This window comes from Agromyces sp. NPDC029043, assembly GCF_055564615.1.
In genome coordinates, this window is sequence record NZ_JBVHVX010000006.1 from 1 (window position 1) to 21,990 (window position 21,990).

Genomic DNA, 21,990 nt, shown 5'->3' on the forward strand with positions numbered 1-21,990 from the left:
CACCGGGGCAAAAAACCACCCCCCACCCCCCCCCCCCCCCCCAACACCCCCCCCCCCCCCCCCCCCCCCCCCCCCCCCCCCCCCCCCCCCCCGCCGCTCGGCGCCGCGCCCGTCAGCTCCGCGCCTGCACCGGCCCGACGGTGAGGAACGACGTCGAGCTCTCGCACGCCGGCACCGGCTGGCCGGTCGTCACCTCGACGGCCGTGAAGCTGTGCGGCGGGTACACGAGGTAGGCCGAGCCCTCGACCACCGGGCAGTCGTCGAGCGGACCGCCGTCGGGCGCGATGTTCACCGCCTGCAGCGACGCCGCGACCGATCCGCCCGGCTCGAGCGTCAGCGTCGGCGGGTCCTCGTCGCCCTGGCGTTCGGCGGCCTCGCCGAGCTGCACCCCCGCGTCGTTGACGACCGAGACGCCCGGGGCCCCGCGGAGCTCGCACGACTCGCTCCCGGTATTCGTGAACACCAGGTCGTAGCCCGTCGAGCCGGCGCCGCTGCCCAGGTCCTCGATCGTCACCTGCAGCGCATCGTCGGCGCACTGCCCGGCGGGCGCGTTCGGATCGACCGAGCCGGTCGGTGTCGGCGTCGGACTCGAGGTCGGCGTCGGACTCGGCGTCGTCGTGGTCGTCGGCGAGGCGGTGGGCGTCGCCCCGCCACCCGCGCATCCGGTCATCAGCAGTGCGGCGGCGAGGACGCAGGCCGCACCGATCGTTCGTCCCCCCATGCGGTCAGGGTACGCGCTGCACTGCGCGGCCGCGCTCAGCCGACCGCCGTGGCGACGAGTTCCCTGAGCCGCGCCTCGACCGCCGGCGTCCACGCGAGCACCGCGAACGACGTCGGCCACATCTCGCCGTCGTCGAGGGCGGCGCGGTCGTCGAACCCGATCGTCGAGTACCGCGCCTTGAACTTCACGGACGGCTGCATGAACACGACGACCTTCCCGTCGCCGTTGGCGAACGCCGGCATGCCGTAATACGTCTTCGGCATCAGCTGCGGGGCGACCTCCGAGACGACCCGGTAGAAGCCCTCGCCGATCTCCCGGTCGCCGCCCTCCATCGCGTCGATCGCCTCGCGGATCACCTTCTCGCCGGCGGCGCGGTTCTTGCCCGCCTTCGCCTCGGCACGCAGCTCCTTCGCGCGGTCCTTGACCGCCTCGCGCTCGAACTCCGACAGCCCCTCGGTCTTCTCGGCCATGATGTCCTCCTCCACGATGGTGAGCCCGGAATCGGCTCGTGGTCGTCACGCTACGCGGATGCTGCGGCGCGCGCTTCTCGATTCCTGCTCGATGCGTCCCCGTCCGATCCGTTCCTGCTCGATCCGTTCCCGCTCGATCCCGCGTGCGCCATGCTGGGGGGTATGACCTCACCCGATCCCGCGTCGCCGCGCACGGCCGACGCGCTGGCCGCGCTCGCCGGCATGGCGCGCGATGCGCTCGCCGCGGCATCCGGCCACCGCGTGCTCATCGGCATCACCGGAAGTCCCGGCGCGGGCAAGTCGACGCTGGCCACGGCGCTCGTGGCCGAGCTGACGGCGACGGATGGCGCGGGAACCGCCGTGCACCTGCCGATGGACGGGTTCCATCTCGCGAACGCGACCCTCGACCGGCTCGGCCTGCGCGAGCGCAAGGGCGCGATCGACACGTTCGACGGATGGGGCTTCGCGAACCTGCTCGACCGCGTGCTGGCCGAGACCGACCGCATCGTGTACGCGCCGGGCTTTGACCGGTCGGTCGACGAGCCGGTGGCGGCAGAGATCGCGATCGAGCCATCCGCTCGCATCGTCGTCGTGGAGGGCAACTACCTGCTGGTCGACGAGGGGCCGTGGCAGCACGTCGGCGACCTCGTCGACGAGGCGTGGTTCATCGAGGCGCCGGAGGAGGAGCGCGTGCGTCGCCTCGTGGCGCGCCACACCGCGTCGGGGCGCACGCCCGAGGCGGCGCGCGCGTGGGCGCTCGAGGTCGACGGCGCGAACGCGCAGGTGATCGAGCCGACCGTCGCCCGCGCCGACATGGTGATCTCCGGCGTCACCTGGTCGGTCGAGGTCGGGGCCTGACCCACGCCGCCGGGTGGACGGGCCGCCCCCGATGAGGGGCCCGGGCGAGTCTTGCCACAGCGCGCGTGGGGTCGTAACGTCGCGCGCAGCAGCATCCGTCGCCGACGATCGGAGCACGACATGGCCGCCACCGCACTGCCGCCGAGCGGCGACCCGCCCGGGGCGAACGGGGGAGCGCCTGCGAAGACCTGCGATGCGCGCGGCATGGTCGAGATCCACCGCATGTACCGTGCGAGCTTCGGCGAGGGCCCGGCGCTCGTGCGCGGCGTGACCGATGGGGATGCCGCGCACGCCGACACCGTGGGCGACCACCTCGCGATGCTGTCGGTCAGCCTGCACGCGCACCACGAGTTCGAGGACGAGCACCTCTGGGACACGCTCGACGAGCGCGCGCCCGCGTGCGCCGGCCACGTGGAGCGCATGAAGGAGCAGCACGCCGTCATGCTCGTGCACCTGCGCGAGCTCGACGCGGCGCTTCCCGCGTGGCGGGCCCGGGGCACGGCGACGGATGCCGCGGCGGTGCTCGCCGCACTCGACGGCGTCAACGGCGCCCTCGCCGTGCACCTGCCCGACGAGGAGGCCAACATCGTGCCGGTGATGGAGACGGTGCTGACGCAGAAGGAGGTCGACGCGGCATCCGTGCACGGCCGCAAGGCCACGCCGAAGGGCAAGACCTGGCAGCAGGTCGGAGCGATCCTGGCCGCGCAGCCCGACGGCGGCGACGAGTGGCTGCACGAGCACCTGCCCGCGCCGGCGCGGTGGGCGTGGCGATTGATCGGCCGACGCGACTACGAGGCGAACCGCGCGCAGCTGACCGGCACGAGATGAGGGGATGTCGATGGACCACGACGTGCAGGTGACCCTGGTACCCCGCAAGGATGCGGCGGTCGTGCAGACCCGCACGACGTTCGACGAGATCCCGGACTTCATGCGTTCCGCGTTCGAGCGCGTCGCCTCGGTCCTCGGGCCGCGCGGCCTCCTCGGCGACGGCCCGGCGATCGGCCGCTACACCGAGATGGACCCCGCGTCGGGCTCGTTGCGGGTCGCCGCCGGGTTCATCGTCCCGTCCGCGATCGAGCCCGAGGGCGAGGTCGTGCCCGACGAGCTGCCCGAGGGCGAAGTCGCCAGCACGGTCCACATCGGCCCCTACGCGACGATCTCCGAGGCGTACGACGCGATCGCCGCCGCGATGGCGCTGCACGGACGCGAGATCGACGAGTCCACCATGTGGGAGGAGTACTGGAGCCCGCCGGGCACGCCCGACGAGCAGGTGAAGACCGTCGTGTTCTGCCCGCTGAAGCCCGCCGCCTGAGGGCAGGTCGGCGCCGCGCGCGCTGTCAGCGGCGCATGCGAGCATGGTCGGCATGCCCGCCGATCCGCTGCCGCCCGCCGGCGCGGCGCGCGACTGGCGCAGCGCGCTCGCCGAGATCGGCTCGCCCGGAGGAGCGCCCACCGACCGAACCGATGGGGCGTCGGCCGCCGGGCGCCCGGCGACACGTCGGCTCGGGCTGCAGTTCGAGCTGCGGCGGCGCGTGCACCGGCGCAACGGCGAGTGGCGCGGCCCGCGCGACGAGCCCGCTCGGCGCGCGGTCGCCGTCGACCGGCTCGCGGTGCGACCGGTCACGCCGGGCTCGCGCGGCGCGTGGATCAAGGGCGGACTCACCTGGCAGAACATCGGGTTCCAGGCCTCGGCGGCCGGCGTCGACCCGGCGCAGTCGCGATGGTTCGCGCAGTTCGCGATGCTCAAGGGGGCCGGGCCGTCAGTGCACCTCTACGGCTCCGAATGGATCACGATCGACGACTTCGAGAGCCCGCTGCTCTGGGCGCTGCTCGATGAGGCGGGCCGGCTCGGCATCGCGCTCGTCGGGTCGGATGCCACGCCCCACGTCGTCCTGCACGGCGGCGCCGCCATCGGGCTCGACGCTGCCGTCGCGGCCGACGGCGCACTCACGCTCACGCCGACCCTGACGCTCGACGCCGACGACCACGCGCTCGAGCATGCCCGGCCGGTCGCCGCCCACGGCGTCTACCGTTTCGACTTCGAGGCCGGGCTCATCGAGCTGGCGCCCCTCGCCGGCCGCGGGCTCGGGCACACCGAGGGGGGCGTGCTGGCCGCGCCCGACCCGATCCGGGTGCCCGCGGCCGAGGTGGCCGACTTCAGGGCGTCCCACTTCCACGCGCTCGCCCGTTCGCTCGCCGTGACGAGCCGCGACGGCAGCTTCACCCCGCCGCCGCTGCCGCCCGCGATCCTCGTGCTCGACGCGCGCTTCGAGCCGGGCGACGTGCTGCGACTCGCGTGGCGCTGGGAGCACGCCGACGGGCGCGCGATCCCGGTCGAGCCATCCGCCGCCGTCGACGACCCCGAGCTCGACGACGACCTGCTCGCCCGCGTCGCCGACGAGCTCGGCTGGGTGCCGCTCGATGCGGTCGTGCTGCGCGGTGTCGATGCGGCGCGGTTCACGGCCGAGCGGATGCCACGGCTCGAGGCGCTCGCGACGCGCTCGCCGCGCGCGGTGTTCCGGATCGACGTGCGCGGCGAACGCCCCGACTACCGCGAGGCGACCGCCCGCCCCGAGGTGCGCGTGACCGCGGTGGAGTCCGATCGGGCCGACTGGTTCGACCTCGGGGTCGTGATCACCGTCGGCGGCAAGGCCGTGCCGTTCATGCGGCTGTTCCGCGCGCTGGCGCAGGGGCGCAAGCGGATGCTGCTGGTCGACAAGTCCTACCTCTCGCTCACGCAGCCCGTGTTCGCCGAACTCCGCGACCTCATCGAGGAGGCCGGCGACCTCGCCGAGTGGGAGACCGGCCGACTGCCCGTGCACCGCAGCCGCACCAGCCTGTGGGTCGACTTCGAAGACCTGGCCGATGTCGCGGAGCCCGCGGTCTCGTGGCGCGCGACCGTCGCGGCGCTGGAAGACGGGCGGGTCGACGAGCTGTGCCCGCCCGCCGGCCTTGCGCTGCCGCTGCGCCCGTACCAGCTCGCGGGGTTCCGGTGGCTCGCGTACCTCTGGGCGAACCGCCTCGGCGGGGTGCTCGCCGACGACATGGGGCTCGGCAAGACCGTGCAGTGCCTGGCGCTGATCCAGCACGCGGTCGACGCGGGTGGGGCCGATGCGCCCCGGCCGTTCCTCGTGGTCGCGCCCACCTCGGTCGCCTCGAACTGGGCGCGTGAGGCGGCGCGGTTCACGCCCGGGCTGCGCGTGGCATCCGTCTCGGGCACGCAGGCGACCCGCCGCCGATCGCTCGCCGATGTCGCGGTCGACGCCGACGTCGTCGTGACCACGTACGCGGTGCTGCGGCTCGAGGCCGAGGCGTTCGCCGAGCTCGAGTGGGGCGGGCTCATCCTCGACGAGGCGCAGTTCGTGAAGAACCCGGCAACGAAGGTGCACGAGGCGACCCGCGCCATCCGTGCGCCGTTCCGCCTCGCGGTCACGGGCACCCCGCTCGAGAACCACGTCGGGGAGCACTGGGCGATCCTGCGCATCGTGGCGCCGGGCCTGTTCCCGTCTCGCCGCGCGTTCGACGAACGGTACCGGCGCCCCATCGAGGACGACCGCAACGTCGAACGGCTCGAGCGCCTGCGGCGCCGCATCCGTCCGCTCGTGCTGCGCCGCACCAAGGAGGCGGTCGCGCCCGAGCTGCCGCCCAAGCAGGAGCAGGTGCTCGAGGTCGACCTCGCGCCCGAGCACCGCCGGCTGTACGACGTCGTGCTGCAGCGCGAGCGGCAGAAGCTGCTCGGCCTGATCGACGACCTCGACCGCCAGCGGTTCATCGTCTACCGCTCGCTCACGCTCCTGCGACTGCTCGCCCTCGACGCGTCGCTCGTCGACGCCGAACGGCACGCCGGCGTCCCGTCGGCCAAGCTCGACGCCCTGTTCGAGCAGCTCGACGACGTGCTCGCCGAGGGGCATCGGGCGCTGGTGTTCAGCCAGTTCACGTCGTTCCTCGGCCGCGTCGCGGGTCGGCTGGATGCCGCGGGAGTGCCGTTCGCCTATCTCGATGGGTCGACGCCCGCTCGTCGCCGCGACGAGGAGATCGCGCGGTTCCGCTCGGGCGAGGCATCCGTCTTCTGCATCAGCCTCAAGGCGGGCGGCTTCGGGCTGAACCTCACCGAGGCCGACTACGTGTTCCTGCTCGACCCGTGGTGGAACCCGGCCAGCGAGGCGCAGGCCGTCGACCGGGCGCACCGCATCGGGCAACGCCGGCAGGTGATGGTCTACCGGCTCGTCGCCGCGGGCACGATCGAGCAGAAGGTGATGGCGCTCAAGGCGCGCAAGGGCGAGCTTGCGGCGTCCGTGCTCGACGCGGGGCCCGAGGGCGGGGCCGCGGCAGGGGCGGATGGCGCGATCACGGCCGCCGACCTGCGCGACCTGCTCGACGGCTGACCTGCTCCACGGCTGACCTGCGCCGTGGCGCCCCGGCGTTCGGCGTGGGTAGCCTCGAATCGTGGCCGCCCCCGAACCCGCACGTGTCCGCTTGATCGAACCGGGCGACGCCGAGGCACTGTCGGCCGTGCGAACGCGCGAGCAGGAGTTCCTGGCCCCGTGGGAGCCGCTCCGGCCCGACGGCTTCGTGACCGTCGCGGGGCAAGCCGAGATCATCGCCGCGTCGCTGCGGCTCCACGCCGCGGGCGAGTCGTTGCCGCTCGTGATCCTCGACGACGATGGCGCGATCGTGGGGTCGATGGCCCTCAGCGGCATCATGCGCGGACCGTTCCTCTCGGCCAACCTCGGCTACTGGGTCGCATCGTCGGCGAACGGGCGCGGCTACGCGACCTCGGCGGTGCGGGCGACGCTCGCCCTCGCGTTCGGCGAGCTCGGGCTCCATCGAGTGCAGGCGGCGACCTTGCCCCACAACGCCGGCTCGCAGCGCGTGCTCGCGAAGAACGGCTTCGAGCGGATCGGATACGCGCCGCGCTACCTGCAGATCGCCGGCCGGTGGCAGGACCACGTGCTGTTCCAGCGGCTCGCCGACGACGGGTGACGCGGCCCGTGCACCGCGGGCGCGCCGGGTGTGGAATGGACGCGGAGGTCGACGATGATCACGCACGAGGTCGAGAACCAGGCGCCGCCGCGGGTGGGCGTCGATGAGTTCGCCGCGAACGTCCCGCTCGTCGAGGCCGTCGCGCGATGGGGCGGTGCCGCCCCCGGCGGGTCGGGCGGGCGCGCCGGTGCTACGGCCGGGTCGGGCGGCGGCCCCGTCACCCCGGCAGGCGACGGTGCGGCTGGCGCCGCGCCGGCGCTGCACCAGGTCGGCGAGCTCGTCGGGTCGGCCGCGTTCCAGCGCGACGCCGAGCTCGCGAACACGCGCCCGCCCGAGCTGCGCACCCACGACCGGTGGGGGCGGCGCATCGACGAGGTCGACTACGACGAGTCGTACCACCGCATCATGCGCGAGGCCGTCGGGCGCGGCGCGCACACGTCGGCGTGGGCGTCGCCCGGGCCCGGCGCGAACGTCGACCGCGCGGCGACGTTCCTCCTGTTCGCGCAGGTCGAGCCCGGCCACGCGTGCCCGGTGTCGATGACGCACGCGGCGGTTCCCGTGCTCGAGCAGGCGGCGCCGGCGCTGCGCGACGAATGGATGCCGCGGCTGCTGAGCCGCGAGTACGAGCCCCGGCTGGTGGGCGATCCGGGCAAGGCGTCGGCGCTCATCGGCATGGCGATGACCGAGAAGCAGGGCGGATCCGACGTGCGCGCCAACACGACGCGTGCCGAGCCGACCGGCGACGACGGCTCGTGGGGTCGCCGGTACCGGCTGACGGGCCACAAGTGGTTCTGCAGCGCGCCGATGAGCGACGCGTTCCTCGTGCTCGCGCAGGCGCCGGCCGGGCTGTCGTGCTTCTTCGTGCCGCGGGTGCTCCCGGACGGCACGCGCAACGCGTTCCGCATCCAGCGGCTGAAGGACAAGCTCGGCAACCGCTCGAACGCGTCGAGCGAGGTCGAGCTCGATGCGACCGACGGATGGCTCGTGGGCGAGGAGGGCCGCGGCGTCGCGACCATCGTCCAGATGGTCACGCGCACGCGCCTGGACTGCGTGATCGGCACGGCCGCGGGCATGCGCCAGTCGGTCGCCGAGGCGGCGTGGCACGTCAGGAACCGGCGGGCGTTCGGCGCGCTCCTCGTCGACCAGCCGGCGATGGCGGCGGTCGTGGCCGACCTCGCGCTCGAGTCCGAGGCGGCGACGATCACGGCGATGCGCCTCGCGCGCGCCTACGACGACGATGCGTCCGACGCGGAGCGCGCGTTCCGGCGCCTCGCGACGGCCGTCGCGAAGTACTGGATCTGCAAGCGCGGGCCGGGTCACGCGTCCGAGGCGCTGGAGTGCCTGGGCGGCAACGGGTACACCGAGGGATTCCCGCTCGCGCGCCGCTACCGGGAGCAGCCGCTGCTGGCGATCTGGGAGGGTTCGGGCAACGTCGTCGCGCTCGACGTGCTGCGCGTGCTCGAGCGCGAGCCCGCGGCGTTCGACGCGTTCTTCGGCGTGGTCGTCGATGCGACCGGGGCGCACCCCGCGCTCGACCTCGAGATGGCCGAGGCGCAGGCGGTCGTCCTCGAGCTGGCCAGAGCCGATGCCGCGACGGCGGCGCTCCGCGCCCGCGAACTCGCCGAGCGCCTCGCGCTCGTGCTGCAGGCGTCGCTGCTCGTGCAGCACGCGCCGACGGCGGTGGCGGACGCGTTCGTCCGCACCCGGATCGAGGGCGACGGGGGCTCGATGTACGGCGCGCTCCCTCCCGGTATCGAGCTCGCCCCGATCCTCGCGCGAGCCTGACGGCGCCGTCCGTTTCGCTCGTGTGAGCGGGCCCTCAAATGAGGCGGGGCTGAAACGGGCCGTCCGGAAGGTCGCGTCTGGGGATGTCTGCGTCTTGTTCGTGTGAGCGGGCCCTCAGGTGAGGCGAGGCTGACACGAGCGATCTGGAAACCATCGACCCGGATGCGCCGACCGTCCGGCGGCAGAATGGATGCGTGAAGGATCGCGCGAACTGGCTCGTCGTCTCCCAGGTCGCACTGTTGGCCGTGCTGGTCGTGCTGCCGTTCGCCGTTCCGGCCGACCCGCTGTGGGTAGGGCAGCAGGCGACCGTGCTGGCGGTCCTGCTCGTGGTCACCGGGCTCGTGCTCTCCGGCGCGGGCACGGCCGCGCTCGGCCGCGACCTCGTGCCGTGGGTCTCGCCGCGCGAGGGGGCGCCGCTGCGCACGTCGGGCGCCTACCGGCTGACCCGCAATCCGATCTACGTCGGTCTGCTCATCGCGGCCGCGGGGTGGGTGGTCTGGCACGCCCGCCCCGATCTGCTCGTGCTGTGGGTGCTCCTCCTCGTCGTGCTGGTGATCAAGGCGCGCGTGGAGGAGCGACGGCTCCTCGACCGATTCGGCGAGGAGTACCGCGAGTACGCCGCCCGAACACCGCTGCTGCTCTGGCGGCGCGGCATCCGGTGACGAGCGCACGGGACCGGGGTCCGACGGGCGCCGGTCCCGCCGGTCCCGACGCGCGGACGGTCACGCCGGGCGCTCCTCCACCACCGAGCCCTGCAGCGGCCCGGCCGCGAGCAGTTGCTCGATCGCGCGCAACGGGATCGGCGCCCAGTCGGGCCGGTTCCGCGTCTCGTAGATCGCCTCGTACACCGCCTTGTCGAGCTCGAACGCGGCGAGCAGGTCGCGGTACTTGCTGAGGTCGGTGCCGGATGCCGCGATGTACCCGTCGATGAACGCCTGCCGAGCCGACGCGGCCCATGCGCGGGCCTCGGCCGCACGCTCGGGATGCACGATCTCGGTCGCGCCCGCGACGTAGTCGAACGAGCGCAGCATGCCGGCGACATCCCGCACAGGCAGGTCGGGGCGACGCCGCTCCGACATCGGCCGCATCGGCTCGCCCTCGAAGTCGAGCAGCAGCCAGCCGCGCTCCGGCGACAGGATCACCTGCCCGAGGTGCAGGTCGCCGTGGATCCGCTGCAGCTGCGGCCAGGCACCGGAGCGGGCGCGCGCGTAGTACGCCTCGATCTCGGCGCGGTGCGGCTCGAGCGCGGGCACCTCCGCGACCGCGATCGTGAGACGACGCTGCCACGCCTCGTCGGTCGCCGCGATGAGCTCGCTCGACGCGCGCTCCCGTGGGAACGCCGACCCCAGGGAGCGGTGCACCTCTGCGACAGCCACCCCGAGCGCGCGGGCGTCGTCGACGAACGACGTTCCCGAGGCCGCGGCGAGCAGCGCCACGCGCCAGGCGTCCTCGACGCCCGGCAGGAACTCCTGCGCGAACGCGAGATGCCCCCGCGCGCGTCCGTCGGGCCGACCCACGTCGTCCCACTCGCCGACGACGTCGCCCACGCTCGGCGGCACGTGCGGCGACCCCGACGAGGCGAGCGCCGTCTGCAGCGTCACGTCGGGGTTGTCGCCGTGGTGCAGCTGCCGGAACACCTTGCAGATCACGGGCGCCGCGCCATCCGGCCGGTAGATGATCGACGTGTTCGACTGCTCGCCGCCGAGCACCGAGGCGGGCACGCGCGCGGCCGGCGCCGCAGCACCGGGCGTGCCCGAGTAGTGCCCGGCCGCGGTCGCGCCGTGCGCGACCGCCCGGCCCTCGCGAAGGATGAGGCCGAGCAGTGCGTCGGTGAACGCCGCGTCGTGGGGTCCGTCGTAGAGGTGCGTGCCGTCGTCGAGCACGCCGATCAGGTGAGCGGATGCCTCCGGCGCGGCCGCCGCCCGCTCCACGACCGGCACCTGGTACAGCACGGCCGGATCCGTCGCGTCGTCCATGAGCAGCAGCGACAGCACGCGCGCGCCGGGATCGGCGGACGGCAGCTCCCACGCGCCGATGCGCCGCAGCCGCGGCGCGTGGCCCTTGCCGCCGTACCAGCGCTGCGCCGGCATCCACTCGGCGATCGCGGGCACGGCGCTGTCCATGGTTCGAACAGTAGAGCGGGCCGCACCCGAAGTCGAGGAGCGACGCGGACTGTGACGCGCGCGGGTGTCGGGCGCGGCGCCATCCGCTCAGCCCAGCCGGCCCGCGCCCCTGTCGCGGCGCCGCGAGCGCGGCTCGTCGAGCCCGATGTGCACGCGCGTGCGCTTGCGCTCGATGACGATGAACAGGGTCCCGATGAACCACAGCGGCACCTGCGTCAGGAACGCGAACCGGAACGCGTCGAGGGTGTATGTCTCGGGGGTGCCCGCGCCCTGCGCGTCCATCGCGATGCCGATCAACAGGATCGCGAGCAGCGCCGCCAAGAACCCGCCGACGTTCGTGATGCCCGTCGCCGTGCTGAGCCGGTGGCTCGGGTTGAACGTGCGCGCGTGGTCGAAGCCGATCATCGAGCCCGGCCCTCCCGTGCTCATCGCGAATGCGAGCACGAACAGCAGCCACAGCGGCGCGGTGCCCGGCCACAGGATGACGGCGAGCCATCCGGCCGCCTGGATGGCGATCACGGGCAGCACGAGCAGGCGCGATCGGTTCTGCGGGTGCCGGCTCGACAGCGCCCCGATGACGGGCCCCACGAGGACGCCGAACACGACGTAGACCGTGAACAGCAGCGAGGCCATCGCCGGCGTGAGGCCCTGCCCGATCGTCAGGAACGGGAACCCCCAGAGCAGCACGAACGCCGTGCCCGAGAACGGCGTCGTGAAGTGCGACCAGAACGCCAGCCTCGTACCGGGGTGCCCCCACGATTCGCGGAACCCCTGGCGCAGGTCGGCCGACGAACGCACCACGTGCATCGCGCCCGTCTGCGTGTCGACCGACACGTCGGCCGTGCGGCCCGCCGGCCGGTTCCGGATCACGGCGAACGTGAGCACCGTGAACAGCACGCCGAGTCCCGCGAGCGAGCCGAACGCGACCGTCCAGCTGGTGGCGTGCAGCAGCGCGGCGAGCGGCAGCACCGCGAGGATCTGACCCGACTGGCCCACGAGGCCCGTGAGCTGCACCATGAACGGCGCCCGCCGTTCCGGGAACCACACCGCGATCACACGGAGCACGCTCGGGAACACCGCGGCGTCGCCGGCGCCGAGCAGCATGCGGGCCGCGATCGCCCAGCCCACGTCGGGGGCGAACGCGAGCACCAGCTGCCCGATCGCCATGAGCGCCATGCCGATCGTGATGATCGGGCGCGCGCCGAACCGGTCGAGCAGCAGCCCGACGGGGATCTGCATCGCCCCGTACACGGCCAGCTGGATGACCGCGAACATCGACAGCGTCGACGCGTCGGCGTCGAACCGCACCGCCGCATCGACGCCCACCGCCGAGAGCGAGGAGCGGTTCGTGACCGAGAGGATGTACGCCGCGACCCCGACGCCCCACAGCAGCCAGAGGCGCCACGTCGGGGCGATGGGGATGGGGGCAGGGCTCGTCACGTCCCTTCGAGGCTACCTGCTGGCGCGGATGGCGCGCCCGCCCGGACAGGCGGATGCCGCACCGCGGGCGAGCCCGCGGTGCGGCATCCGTTGCGGTTCGGCGGTGCGCGTCAGCCGCCGAAGTGCGCGAGGATGCGGCCGACGACCTCGGCGCGCTCCTCGTCGGTCGCGAGCTGCTCGAGGCCGAAGCCGAAGAGCAGCGTGTCCTCGGTGGCCGTCACGGAGGCGAGCTCCGCGAGGCCGTCCGAGCGCTCCCAGTCGGAGAAGTTCTCCGGGCTGCCCTCGGGCGCCCCGAGCACCTGCCAGGCGCCGAGGCCCTGCTCGAAGCCCTCGGCCTGCGATGTGCCGGACGTGGTGACCAGCTTCGTGTCGTCGAGGATGACGCCGAGGCCGCCCGAGGCGGGGTCGGTCACGTAGCTCACGACGACCTCCACCTGGCTTCCCGCGTAGTCGGACAGGTCGTACGACACCGGGATCCAGGGGGACGAGCCGGTGAGCCGGTGCCACTCGCCGGTTTCACCCGTGTTGAGGCACGGGTTGCCCGGCGTGAGGTAGTGCTCCAGCCACGGGTGCAGCTCGAGGAGGAAGCCGGCCGAGCACTCCGCCGGCACGGTCGACGTCGTGGCGCCGCCCGCCTCGGGGAGCGTCGTCCAGTCGTCGGTTCCGACCGGGCGCACCTCGACGATGACGTTGTCGTAGCTCGGCTCGGTGCTGAACCCGATCTGCGCCTCGAACGCGGGGCTGTCTGCCGCCGTCAAGCCGGTCAGGTCGTACGTCCGTCCGAGCCGCTGGTAGCCGTCGTCCACGTGGCCGGCGGCCGCCGCCCAGTCGCCCTCGATCGCCGCGAACGGGTCGGGGTACTCGGCAACGCCCTCGCTCGCGAACTGCGGGAACTCGTCGACAGGGAGCACGTCGCTCGTCACGACGAACGCGCCCGCCTCGTCGATCGGGTTGTCGACCGTCGCCGGTCCGCCGAATCCGAGCTCGAGGCCGTCGAACGGCGGGGCGGTGCCATCCGTGCCGTCCTGCTCACCCGAATCCTGACGGGCGTAGCCGCCCATCCAGTACTGGGTGAAGTCGTCGGCGAGCAGGAGGCAATCGGCGAACGGATCCGACGTGACCACGCAGTCCTCCTCCGGCGCGCCGTCGAGACCGTAGTAGATCCCGCCGAACAGGTCGCCGCCGAGACCGTAGTACGCCGTCGTCTCACCCGCGTAGGCGACCTTGCCGCCCTCGTTCAGCCAATCGCGCATGGCGATCGTGAGGTACTGCTGTCGTTCGGCCACGGCGAGGTCGGGCAGTTGCGCCGTGCCGTACTGGGTGAGCACGTCCTCCTGTTCCTGGGTCAGGCGGTTGTCGCCGAGGTACCAGAGGGCGGCGTCGAAGTGCGAGAGCACGCCGAGGTGGTGCGGAACGCCGCGTGCGTCGACATCCCAGACCGACGGCGTCACCTCGTTCGCCTCGAGCGCGGCGATGTGCTCGTCGAGGTACTTCGGGCCGTCGTTGCGCGGCGCCGTCTCCGGGTTGTACCCGGTGTAATCCTCGTTCGCGACGACGAGCACGGAGTGGTCGGCGTCCTCGACGAGCTCGTAGGTGAAGTGCTCGCTCTCGACGCGGCCCGCCTTGCCGGCGCCGACGTCCTTGGCCGTCGTGGTCCCGGCGAACCACACCTCGACCGAGTCGCCCGGGCTCGCGCCGCGGACGAGGCCGCGGTACTCGGCGTAGTAGTCGTCGTTCTCGAAGCCGTAGCGCTCGCCGCCCTTCCACTCGGTGAGGTCCGCGCCGACGGGGTCGCCGCCGTTGATCGAGTAGAAGAGCTTCTTGCCCTTCAGTGCGCGCTTGGCGGTGACGGCGACCGGCTGCGGGTCGCCGTAGGAGACCTCGAAGCTGTCGATGCGGAAGTCCTCGGCGTCGCGGTCCACGACCGACACCGGGTCGTCGGGGTCGAGCGCCGACTCGGCGACCGCGAGGGCGAACGGGATGTTCTTCTCGAACTCGGCCTGGATCAGCGCCTCGTCGTCGGGGAAGTCGAAGCCCTGGTACGCCGGGTTGCAGTCCTCCTCCGTCCAGTCATCGGCCGGGTCGGCGGCGACCGCGGCGAGGCAGGTCGACATCTCGGGCGTGAAGCCGAGCGTGCCGTACGCCTCCTGCATGTGCGAGTCGGTGTCGCCGTTGGTCGTGTACAGCTCCGCCGAGATGTCGGGGTCGTAGCCCGGCACCGCGGGGTGCGCGTCGTCGCCGACCATGGCCTCGTAGATGACATCGTCGGGCGACGGCGTGGCCACCTGCCATCCGATGCCGTGCAGCAGCAGTTCGGCCGCCGAGTGGTAGTTGATGAGGAACTGCGGGGTGATCGCGGCGAACAGTTCGTCGAGCGCCTGCGTCTCGGGCTCCGAGCCGGGCGAGGGCCCACGGTACGTGAGGCTCACCGGGTTCGGCGACGAGCCCTCGTTGTCGTAGCCCCAGCGCGTCTCGAAGTTCCGGTTGAGGTCGACGCCGTCGCCGGAGTCGAGTTCGTCGTTGCCGTTGTTGTCGCGCAGGTTCTTGCGCCACAGCCGCTGTCCCTCGGTGAACGTGAAGTCGTACCCGTCGGGGTTCGCGACCGGGATGAACCACATCTCGGTCGTCTGCACGAGCTGGGTGATCTTCGGGTCGCTGCCGTACGAGGTCAGCACCTCGTCCAGCAGGCGACGCACCATCTCCGGCGTGATCCACTCGCGTGCGTGCTGGGCGGCGAGGAAGACGGTCGCGGGCCGCGTGCCGTCCGCCACCTTGCCGGGGTTGCGGGTGACCCGAACGGCCTGGATGTCGGTTCCCTCCCAGGTCTCGCCGAACGTGACGAGCTCCGCGATGTCGGGGTAGGCAGCGGCCTGCGCGGCGAGCTCCTCCTGGATGCCGCCGTCACCGAGGTACGTACGGAACACGCCCTCGGGCTCGGCCTGCGCCTCGAACGACCGGAGCTGCTGCCGGCCGTCGGTCTTCGGCGAAAGCTCGATGCCCTGCGCCGCGAGCTGGTCGGCCTGGGCGGCCGGCAGGATCACGCCGACCGTGAACTGCGTGCCGTCCGCCGTCGGCTCCACGACGAGCTCGCCCTCGGCCCGGTCGACGCCGAGCTCGGCGATCGCGCGCAGGCCGTCGGCGTCGACGGTGCCCTCGTACACGGCGACGGCCGGAGCTCCAGGGTCGCCTGATGGGGGTGGACTCGCCATCGCTGGTGCGGCACTCACCCCCGAGACGACCAGTGCGGCAGCGGCAGTGGCGACAGCGAGTCGACGGAACATGGAACCCCCCTCGGTTCAGGCATGAACGGGGCTCATCTTTCTCCGCCCGTTCGAGGGAGGTCAAGAGGAAGCGGAGAATCCACGCCGCTCGCGGCCGAACGTCCCCGAAGGCGATGGCCTGGCAGGACGCTTGGCCGCGGGCAGCGCGCCGAGCACGGCACGACCGCAGCGTGGTGCTCGTGCTCAGTCGACGCGCGCGTCGGCACCCTCGCTCGTCGTCGCGACCGCCTCGGTCACCGGGCCGCCCGTGCCCGCATCGTCGCCGGCCGACTCGGCGTCGAGGTCGTAGGCCGCCTGCTCGAACTGCGAGTTGTACAGGCGGAAGTACGCGCCCTTCGCCGCGATCAGCTCGTCGTGCGTGCCCTGCTCGACGATGTCGCCGTGCTCCATCACGAGGATCAGGTCGGCGTCGCGGATGGTTGAGAGCCGGTGCGCGATCACGAAGGACGTGCGGCCCTGGCGGAGCGCGGCCATCGCGTGCTGCAGCAGCAGCTCGGTGCGGGTGTCGACCGAGGAGGTCGCCTCGTCGAGGATGAGCACGCTCGGCTGCGCCACGAACGCGCGTGCGATCGTGATGAGCTGCTTCTCGCCCGCGGAGACGTTCGACGCCTCCTCGTCGAGCACGGTGTCGTACCCATCGGGCAGCGAGTGCACGAACCGGTCGACGTAGGTCGCCTTCGCAGCGGCGACGATCTCGTCGTCGGTCGCCGACTCGCGCCCGTAGCGGATGTTCTCGCGGATCGAGCCGCCGAACAGCCACGGGTCCTGCAGCACCATGCCGGTGCGGGCGCGCACGTCGTGCCGGGTGAGCTCGGAGATATCCTGCCCGTCGATGAGGATGCGGCCGCCGTCGAGCTCGTAGAACCGCATGATGAGGTTCACGAGCGTCGTCTTGCCGGCGCCCGTCGGGCCGACGATGGCGACGGTCTGCCCGGGCTCGACCCGGAACGACAGGTCGCGGATGAGCGGACGGTCGGGCGTGTACGAGAACGACACGCGTTCGAACTCGATGACCCCGCGGCCCTCGACGACCGCGGGTGCGTCGGCGGCGTCGGGCTCCTGCTCGTCGGCGTCGAGCAGGTCGAACACGCGCTCGGCCGACGCGGTGCCGGACTGCACGACCGCGGCCATTCCCCCGAGCTGGGAGAGCGGCTGCGTGAACTGCTGCGAGTACTGGATGAATGCCTGCACATCGCCGAGCCGGAGCTGGCCGCTCGCCACCATGAGTCCGCCGAGCACGGCGATGCCCACGTAGGTGAGGTTCCCGACGAACATCATGCCCGGCATGATGATGCCGGCGAGGAACTGGGCCTTGAACGCGGCCTCGTAGAGCTCCTCGTTCTCGGCGCGGAACTTCTCGCTCGCATCCCGCTCGCGCCCGAAGACCTTGACGAGCGCGTGGCCCGAGAACGACTCCTCGACGCGGGCGTTGAGCCGCCCGACCTTCTTCCACTGGATGCCGAACGCGGCCTGCGACTTCGGGCCGATGATGCCGAAGATGACGGCCATGAGGGGCAGCGCGATGAGCGCGACCAACGAGAGCTGCCACGAGATCGAGAACATCATCACGAGCACGCCGATCACCGTGAGGATGCTCGTGAGCGCGCTCGAGAGCGACTGCTGCATCGTCTGGGTGATGTTGTCGATGTCGTTGGTGACGCGCGAGATGAGCTCGCCGCGCTGGGTGCGGTCGAAGTAGCTGAGGGGCAGGCGGTGGATCTTCGCCTCGACCTGCTCGCGCAGGCCGTACATGGCCTTCACCATGATCACGTTGATCACGTAGCCCTGGATCCACGACAGGATCGAGGCCACGACGTAGAGCAGCAGCACGATGATGACGAGCTGGCTGAGCCGCACGAAGTCGATGCCCTCGCCCGGGGTCAGGTTCGCGGCGCCGACGATGTTCGCGAGGTCGTCCTGGCCGGTGGCGCGCAGCTGCTCGACGACCTGTTCCTGCGTGACCCCCGGAGGCAGCTGCAGCGAGATGAAGCCCTCGAAGATGACGTTCGTCGCCTCGCCGAGCACCCTCGGGGCGATCACGGTGAGGACCACGCCGATCGCGCCGAGCAGCGAGACGAACGCGAACGACCACTTCCACGGCGCGAGGAGGCCGATCATGCGGCGGAAGCTGCGGCCGAAGTCCTGCGCCTTGCCGGGGGCGATCGCGTTCCAGTCGCCCGAGTTGACGCGCGCCTCCTCGGCGAGCTGTTGCTCCTCGATCTCGTCGAGCGTGAGCTCGGCGGCCGGGGTGACGCCCGGCGCGGCCTCGGGCAGGCGGGCGGCGCGACGGCCCCGGGGCGCATTCGACTCGCCGCTCATGCCTGGGCCTCCACTCCGAGCTGGGATTCGACGATCTCGCGGTAGGTCTGGCACGTCTCGACGAGCTCCTCGTGGCGGCCGAGCCCGACGACGCGGCCGTCGTCGAGCACGACGATGCGGTCGGCATCGGTGATGGTCGACACGCGCTGCGCGACGACGACCTTGGTCACGTCGGGCAGCTCGCGCCACAGCGCCTGCCTGAGCCGAGCATCGGTCGTGAGGTCGAGGGCCGAGAAGGAGTCGTCGAAGACGAGGATCTCGGGCCGGTGCACGATCGCGCGCGCGATCGCGAGCCGCTGGCGCTGGCCGCCCGAGACATTGGTGCCGCCCTGGGCGATCCGCGCGCCGAGGCCGCCCTCCATCTCGGCGACGAAGTCGCGGCCCTGCGCGATCTCGAGCGCGTGCCACAGCTCGGCGTCGGTCGCCTCCTCGCGACCGAAGCGCAGGTTCGACTCCACGGTGCCGGAGAACAGGAACGGCCGCTGCGGCACGAGTCCGATGGTCTTCCACAGGGCTTCGAGATCGGCCTCGCGCACGTCGATCCCATTGACCATCACGGCACCGCCGGTCGCGTCGAAGAGTCGCGGGATCAGGGAGACCAGCGTGGTCTTGCCGGCGCCGGTCGAGCCGACGATCGCGATGGTCTCACCGCGCTCGGCGCGGAACGACACGCCCTCGAGTACCGCGTGCTCGGCCCCGGGGTACTGGAACGAGACCTCGCGGAACTCGACCGTGCCCTGCTCGGGGAACGCGCCGATCGGCCGCTCGGGCCGCGGCAGCGTCGACTCCGTCGAGAGCACGTCGGCGATGCGCTCGGCCGACACGGCGGCACGGGGGATCATGATCGTCATGAACGCGGCCATGAGCACGCCGCCGAGGATGATCCCGACGTACTGCATGAATGCGAACAACGTGCCGACCTCGGTGTTGCCCGACTCGACCTCGGACGCGCCGAACCAGATCACCCCGACCACCGTCACGTTGAGCACGAGCATGAACAGCGGGAACAGCGTGATGAACAGCGTGCCGACGCGCCGGCCGACATCCATGATGTCGTGGTTCGCGACCTCGAACCGCTCCCGCTCGATTGGCTCGCGAACGAACGCGCGGACCACCCGGATGCCCGTGAGCTGTTCGCGGAGCACGCGGTTCACCGTGTCGAGCCGCTTCTGGTAGTTGCGGAACAGGGGCACCATCCGGCTGATCACGATGCCCGCCACCAGGAGGATCGTGACGACGGACACCCAGATCAGCCAGCTCAGCCCCACATCCTGCCGGAGCGCCATGACGATGCCGAAGATCGCCATGAGCGGAGCGCTGACGAGCATCGTGGCGCCCGTCATCGCGAGCATCTGGACCTGCTGGACGTCGTTCGTGTTGCGCGTGATCAGCGACCCGGGACCGAAGCGGGAGACCTCGCGCTCGGAGAACCCGCTGACCTTGCCGAAGACGTCGTTGCGGATGTCGCGCCCAGCCCGCATTGCCACCTTGGCGGCGAAGTACGTCGCGATGATCGCGGCGGTGATCTGCCCGAGCGAGATGGCCAGCATGAGCAGGCCGGTGGACCAGATGTACGCGGTGTCGCCCTTGGACACGCCCTCGTCGATGATGTCGGCGTTGAGCTGCGGCAGGGCGAGCGTCGCGGCGACCGAGGCGACCTGGAAGGCGAGCACGCCGACCAGGAGCCAGCGGTAGGGCTTCAGGTAGCGGATGAGCAATCGACCGAGCATTGGGATCTCCGCGACGGAACGAGGTGGCTGGATGTGGGCGCGACGACGCGCCCGTACAGTCTGCATCCAAGCGCACCCCACCGACATCCGCCGCGAGGCGGATATCGCTCAGGGCGCAATCCCAAACGGAGGCGATCGTCCGGCGGGCCGGCTCGGTCCAGCGGCATCCCCCGAACACGACGATGGGGCGCGCACCCCCGCGGTACGCGCCCCATCCGCCGAACACCGGCTACGAGTTGAAGGCGTCCTTCACCTTGTCGCCGGCCTGCTTGAGGTTGGCCTCGGTCTGCTCGCCGCGGCCCTCGGCCTCGAGACGCTCGTTGTCGGTCGCGTCTCCGAGTGCCTCCTTGGCCTTGCCGCCGAGCTCTTCGGCCTTGTGCTGGATCTTGTCGTTGTCACCCATGCGGATCCCCCATTCGATCCCTTTCGTCGCACCTCGTGGATGCGCCGTCGAGACCACGGTAGGCCGGTGCCCGGATGCGGCGACAGGCCTTGCCACGCGGGAACCGCTCTGCTAAACGCGCCCGCCGGCCCGCACGAGTTCGCCGAATCGTGTCGAGAACCGGCGCGCGGCCTCGACATACTGATGGGAGCGCAACCGCCTCCCGCCGGCAGCGAAGCAAGGAGCGACGCCGTGAAGTACCTCATCCTCATCAAGTCGAATCCCGAGTGGCGCGCCGAGTGGAACTCGTTCACGCCCGAGCAGCAGACCGAGGGCATGCAGGTGTACCTGCAGCTCACCGACGACCTCCAGGAGGCCGGCGAATTCGTCGACGCCGAGCAGCTCGTCGGCCCCGAGGCCGCGAAGACGATCACCGTCGGCGATCACGGGCCCGTGGCCGGCGATGCGCCCCTGGCCGAGACGAAGGAGTTCCTCGGCGGGTACTACCTCGTCGACGTCGCCTCGTTCGAGCGCGCCGTCGAGATCGCGGGTCGCCTGCCCGAGGCGTCGTGGGGCGGCGTGGAGGTCCACCCGATCCTCGCCGTCGACGCGTCGGCGGAGACGTCGGTGGCGTGACCGCGTCCGTACCGGGGGTGCGGCGTCGCGAGATCGAGGCGACGCTTCGCGAGGCCGCACCCTCGGCCCTCGCCGTGCTCGTCCGGCGCACGGGCGACTTCGACGCGAGCGAGGACGCCGTGCAGGAGGCGCTCGTCGCGGCGTCCGTGCAATGGGAACGGGACGGGCCGCCCGACCAGCCGCTGGCCTGGCTCGTGACGGTCGCGCACCGGCGGTACGTCGAGGCGGTGCGCCGGGATGCCGCGCGGCGCGCGCGCGAGCAACGCGACGCGCTGCTCGAACCCGCGGAGGGCGGCGACTCCTCCGACCGCGACGACTCGCTCACGCTGTTCCTGCTGTGCTGCCACCCCGCGTTGCGGCGTCCGGCGCAGCTCGCGCTCACCCTCCGCGCGGTCGGCGGGCTCACCACGGCCGAGATCGCGCGCGGCCTGCTGGTTCCCGAGGCGACGGTGGCGCAGCGCATCTCGCGCGCCAAGGCGCGCATCCGCGCCGAAGGCGGGCGGTTCCGGATGCCTCGGGCCGACGAGCTGCCCGACCGAGTCGCCGCCGTGTGCCAGGTGCTGCACCTCATGTACACCGAGGGTCATACGGCGAGCGCGGGCGAGTCGCTCGCGCGCGCCGACCTGTCGGCCGAGGCGATCCGGCTGACGCACCTGCTGGGAGCGGTGGCGCCGCCCCACGCGCGGTGGCGCGGCGAGGTCGACGGGCTGCTCGCCCTCATGCTGCTGACCGAGTCGCGGCGGCCGGCGCGGCTCCGCGTCGACGCGCCGGGCGCGCCGCCCGTGCTCGTGCCGCTCGACGAGCAGGACCGGTCGCGGTGGGACGGCGCGCTCATCGCGGAGGGCACGGCGCTCGTGGAGCGCGCGCTCGCGACATCCGCCCCCGGCCCGTACCAGCTGCAGGCCGCGGTCGCGGCGCTGCACGCGGAGGCGCCCTCGACCGACGACACGGACTGGCCCCAGGTGCTCGCGCTGTATGAACTGCTGCGCCGGGTCGGGCCGGGTCCGATGGTCGAGCTGGGCTGGGTCGTCGCGGTCGCGATGGTGCACGGGCCGGAGGCGGGCCTGCGCGAGCTGGAGGCGGTCGCACTGGAGCCGGCGCTCGCCGGGCACTTCCGCGTGCACGCCGTGCGCGCGCACCTGCTCGCGCGGGCCGGCCGCGACCTCGAGGCGCGCGCCGAGTTCGCCGTGGCTGCCCGGCTCGCGCTGAACGCGACCGAGCGCCGCTACCTCGAGGCGAAGGCCTCGGGCGCCTGACCCGCC

At 72.3% G+C, this 21,990-nt stretch carries 17 protein-coding genes; 9 read left to right on the forward strand and 8 right to left on the reverse strand.

All coding sequences use genetic code 11. The features are described 5' to 3' along the window. Positions 1–112: 112 nt before the first annotated feature. Together ACZ4TW_RS09380 and ACZ4TW_RS09385 are read right to left on the reverse strand one after the other, a co-directional pair. Positions 113–721, reverse strand: coding sequence for a DUF4232 domain-containing protein (locus ACZ4TW_RS09380; RefSeq protein ID WP_465542330.1), 609 nt, complete (start codon positions 719–721; stop codon positions 113–115). Positions 722–756: 35 nt separating this feature from the next. Next, entirely contained in the window at positions 757–1,191 is a 435-nt protein-coding gene (locus ACZ4TW_RS09385; protein ID WP_465542331.1) for a hypothetical protein, read from the reverse strand. Between the two features lie 162 nt (positions 1,192–1,353). Here ACZ4TW_RS09385 and ACZ4TW_RS09390 point away from each other — a divergent pair, with 162 nt between their 5' ends. The 7 genes from ACZ4TW_RS09390 to ACZ4TW_RS09420 all read left to right on the forward strand — a co-directional run bounded on the left by ACZ4TW_RS09390 (position 1,354) and on the right by ACZ4TW_RS09420 (position 9,479). Next, the gene (locus tag ACZ4TW_RS09390; RefSeq protein ID WP_465542332.1) at positions 1,354–2,049 is read left to right on the forward strand and encodes a nucleoside/nucleotide kinase family protein; all 696 of its coding nucleotides are present in this window, start codon (positions 1,354–1,356) and stop codon (positions 2,047–2,049) included. 120 nt (positions 2,050–2,169) lie between these two features. After that, positions 2,170–2,877: a hemerythrin domain-containing protein gene (locus tag ACZ4TW_RS09395; RefSeq protein ID WP_465542333.1), complete on the forward strand. Its 708-nt coding sequence runs from the start codon at positions 2,170–2,172 to the stop codon at positions 2,875–2,877. 10 nt (positions 2,878–2,887) lie between these two features. Beyond that, entirely contained in the window at positions 2,888–3,361 is a 474-nt protein-coding gene (locus tag ACZ4TW_RS09400) for a GyrI-like domain-containing protein (RefSeq protein WP_465542335.1), read from the forward strand. 52 nt (positions 3,362–3,413) lie between these two features. Beyond that, positions 3,414–6,434 carry a DEAD/DEAH box helicase gene (locus tag ACZ4TW_RS09405; RefSeq protein ID WP_465542337.1) on the forward strand — a complete coding sequence of 1,007 codons (3,021 nt, stop codon included), beginning with the start codon at positions 3,414–3,416 and terminating at the stop codon, positions 6,432–6,434. A gap of 61 nt (positions 6,435–6,495) precedes the next feature. Further along, positions 6,496–7,032, forward strand: a complete 537-nt coding sequence (locus ACZ4TW_RS09410; RefSeq protein ID WP_465542338.1) for a GNAT family N-acetyltransferase — start codon at positions 6,496–6,498, stop codon at positions 7,030–7,032. 54 nt (positions 7,033–7,086) lie between these two features. Next, the gene (locus ACZ4TW_RS09415; RefSeq protein ID WP_465542340.1) at positions 7,087–8,817 is read left to right on the forward strand and encodes an acyl-CoA dehydrogenase family protein; all 1,731 of its coding nucleotides are present in this window, start codon (positions 7,087–7,089) and stop codon (positions 8,815–8,817) included. 194 nt (positions 8,818–9,011) lie between these two features. After that, the gene (locus ACZ4TW_RS09420; protein ID WP_465542342.1) at positions 9,012–9,479 is read left to right on the forward strand and encodes a methyltransferase family protein; all 468 of its coding nucleotides are present in this window, start codon (positions 9,012–9,014) and stop codon (positions 9,477–9,479) included. Between the two features lie 60 nt (positions 9,480–9,539). Here ACZ4TW_RS09420 and ACZ4TW_RS09425 read toward each other — a convergent pair whose 3' ends face one another. The 6 genes from ACZ4TW_RS09425 to ACZ4TW_RS09450 form a co-directional block, all read right to left on the reverse strand. Next, on the reverse strand, positions 9,540–10,940 hold the full coding sequence (locus tag ACZ4TW_RS09425) for a maltokinase N-terminal cap-like domain-containing protein (protein WP_465542344.1): 1,401 nt from the start codon (positions 10,938–10,940) through the stop codon (positions 9,540–9,542). A gap of 87 nt (positions 10,941–11,027) precedes the next feature. Beyond that, positions 11,028–12,380, reverse strand: coding sequence for an MFS transporter (locus ACZ4TW_RS09430; protein ID WP_465542346.1), 1,353 nt, complete (start codon positions 12,378–12,380; stop codon positions 11,028–11,030). Positions 12,381–12,490: 110 nt separating this feature from the next. After that, entirely contained in the window at positions 12,491–15,661 is a 3,171-nt protein-coding gene (locus ACZ4TW_RS09435) for a M14 family metallopeptidase (protein WP_465542348.1), read from the reverse strand. A 183-nt stretch (positions 15,662–15,844) separates the two neighbouring features. After that, on the reverse strand, positions 15,845–17,980 hold the full coding sequence (locus tag ACZ4TW_RS09440; RefSeq protein WP_465542349.1) for an ABC transporter ATP-binding protein: 2,136 nt from the start codon (positions 17,978–17,980) through the stop codon (positions 15,845–15,847). Further along, complete coding sequence (locus ACZ4TW_RS09445) at positions 17,977–19,710, reverse strand: ABC transporter ATP-binding protein (protein WP_465542351.1); 1,734 nt, start codon at positions 19,708–19,710, stop codon at positions 17,977–17,979. The genes ACZ4TW_RS09440 and ACZ4TW_RS09445 overlap by 4 nt, the downstream gene beginning before the upstream one ends. A gap of 229 nt (positions 19,711–19,939) precedes the next feature. Further along, entirely contained in the window at positions 19,940–20,113 is a 174-nt protein-coding gene (locus ACZ4TW_RS09450; protein WP_092675329.1) for a CsbD family protein, read from the reverse strand. Between the two features lie 231 nt (positions 20,114–20,344). On the opposite strand from ACZ4TW_RS09450, the gene ACZ4TW_RS09455 reads away from it, so the two are divergent. Both ACZ4TW_RS09455 and ACZ4TW_RS09460 read left to right on the forward strand, forming a co-directional pair. After that, entirely contained in the window at positions 20,345–20,728 is a 384-nt protein-coding gene (locus ACZ4TW_RS09455; RefSeq protein WP_465542354.1) for a YciI family protein, read from the forward strand. Then, positions 20,725–21,984 (forward strand): RNA polymerase sigma factor, encoded by a 1,260-nt coding sequence (locus ACZ4TW_RS09460; protein WP_465542356.1) that lies wholly within the window; start codon positions 20,725–20,727, stop codon positions 21,982–21,984. Before ACZ4TW_RS09455 ends, ACZ4TW_RS09460 begins: the two co-directional genes overlap by 4 nt. Positions 21,985–21,990: the final 6 nt, after the last annotated feature.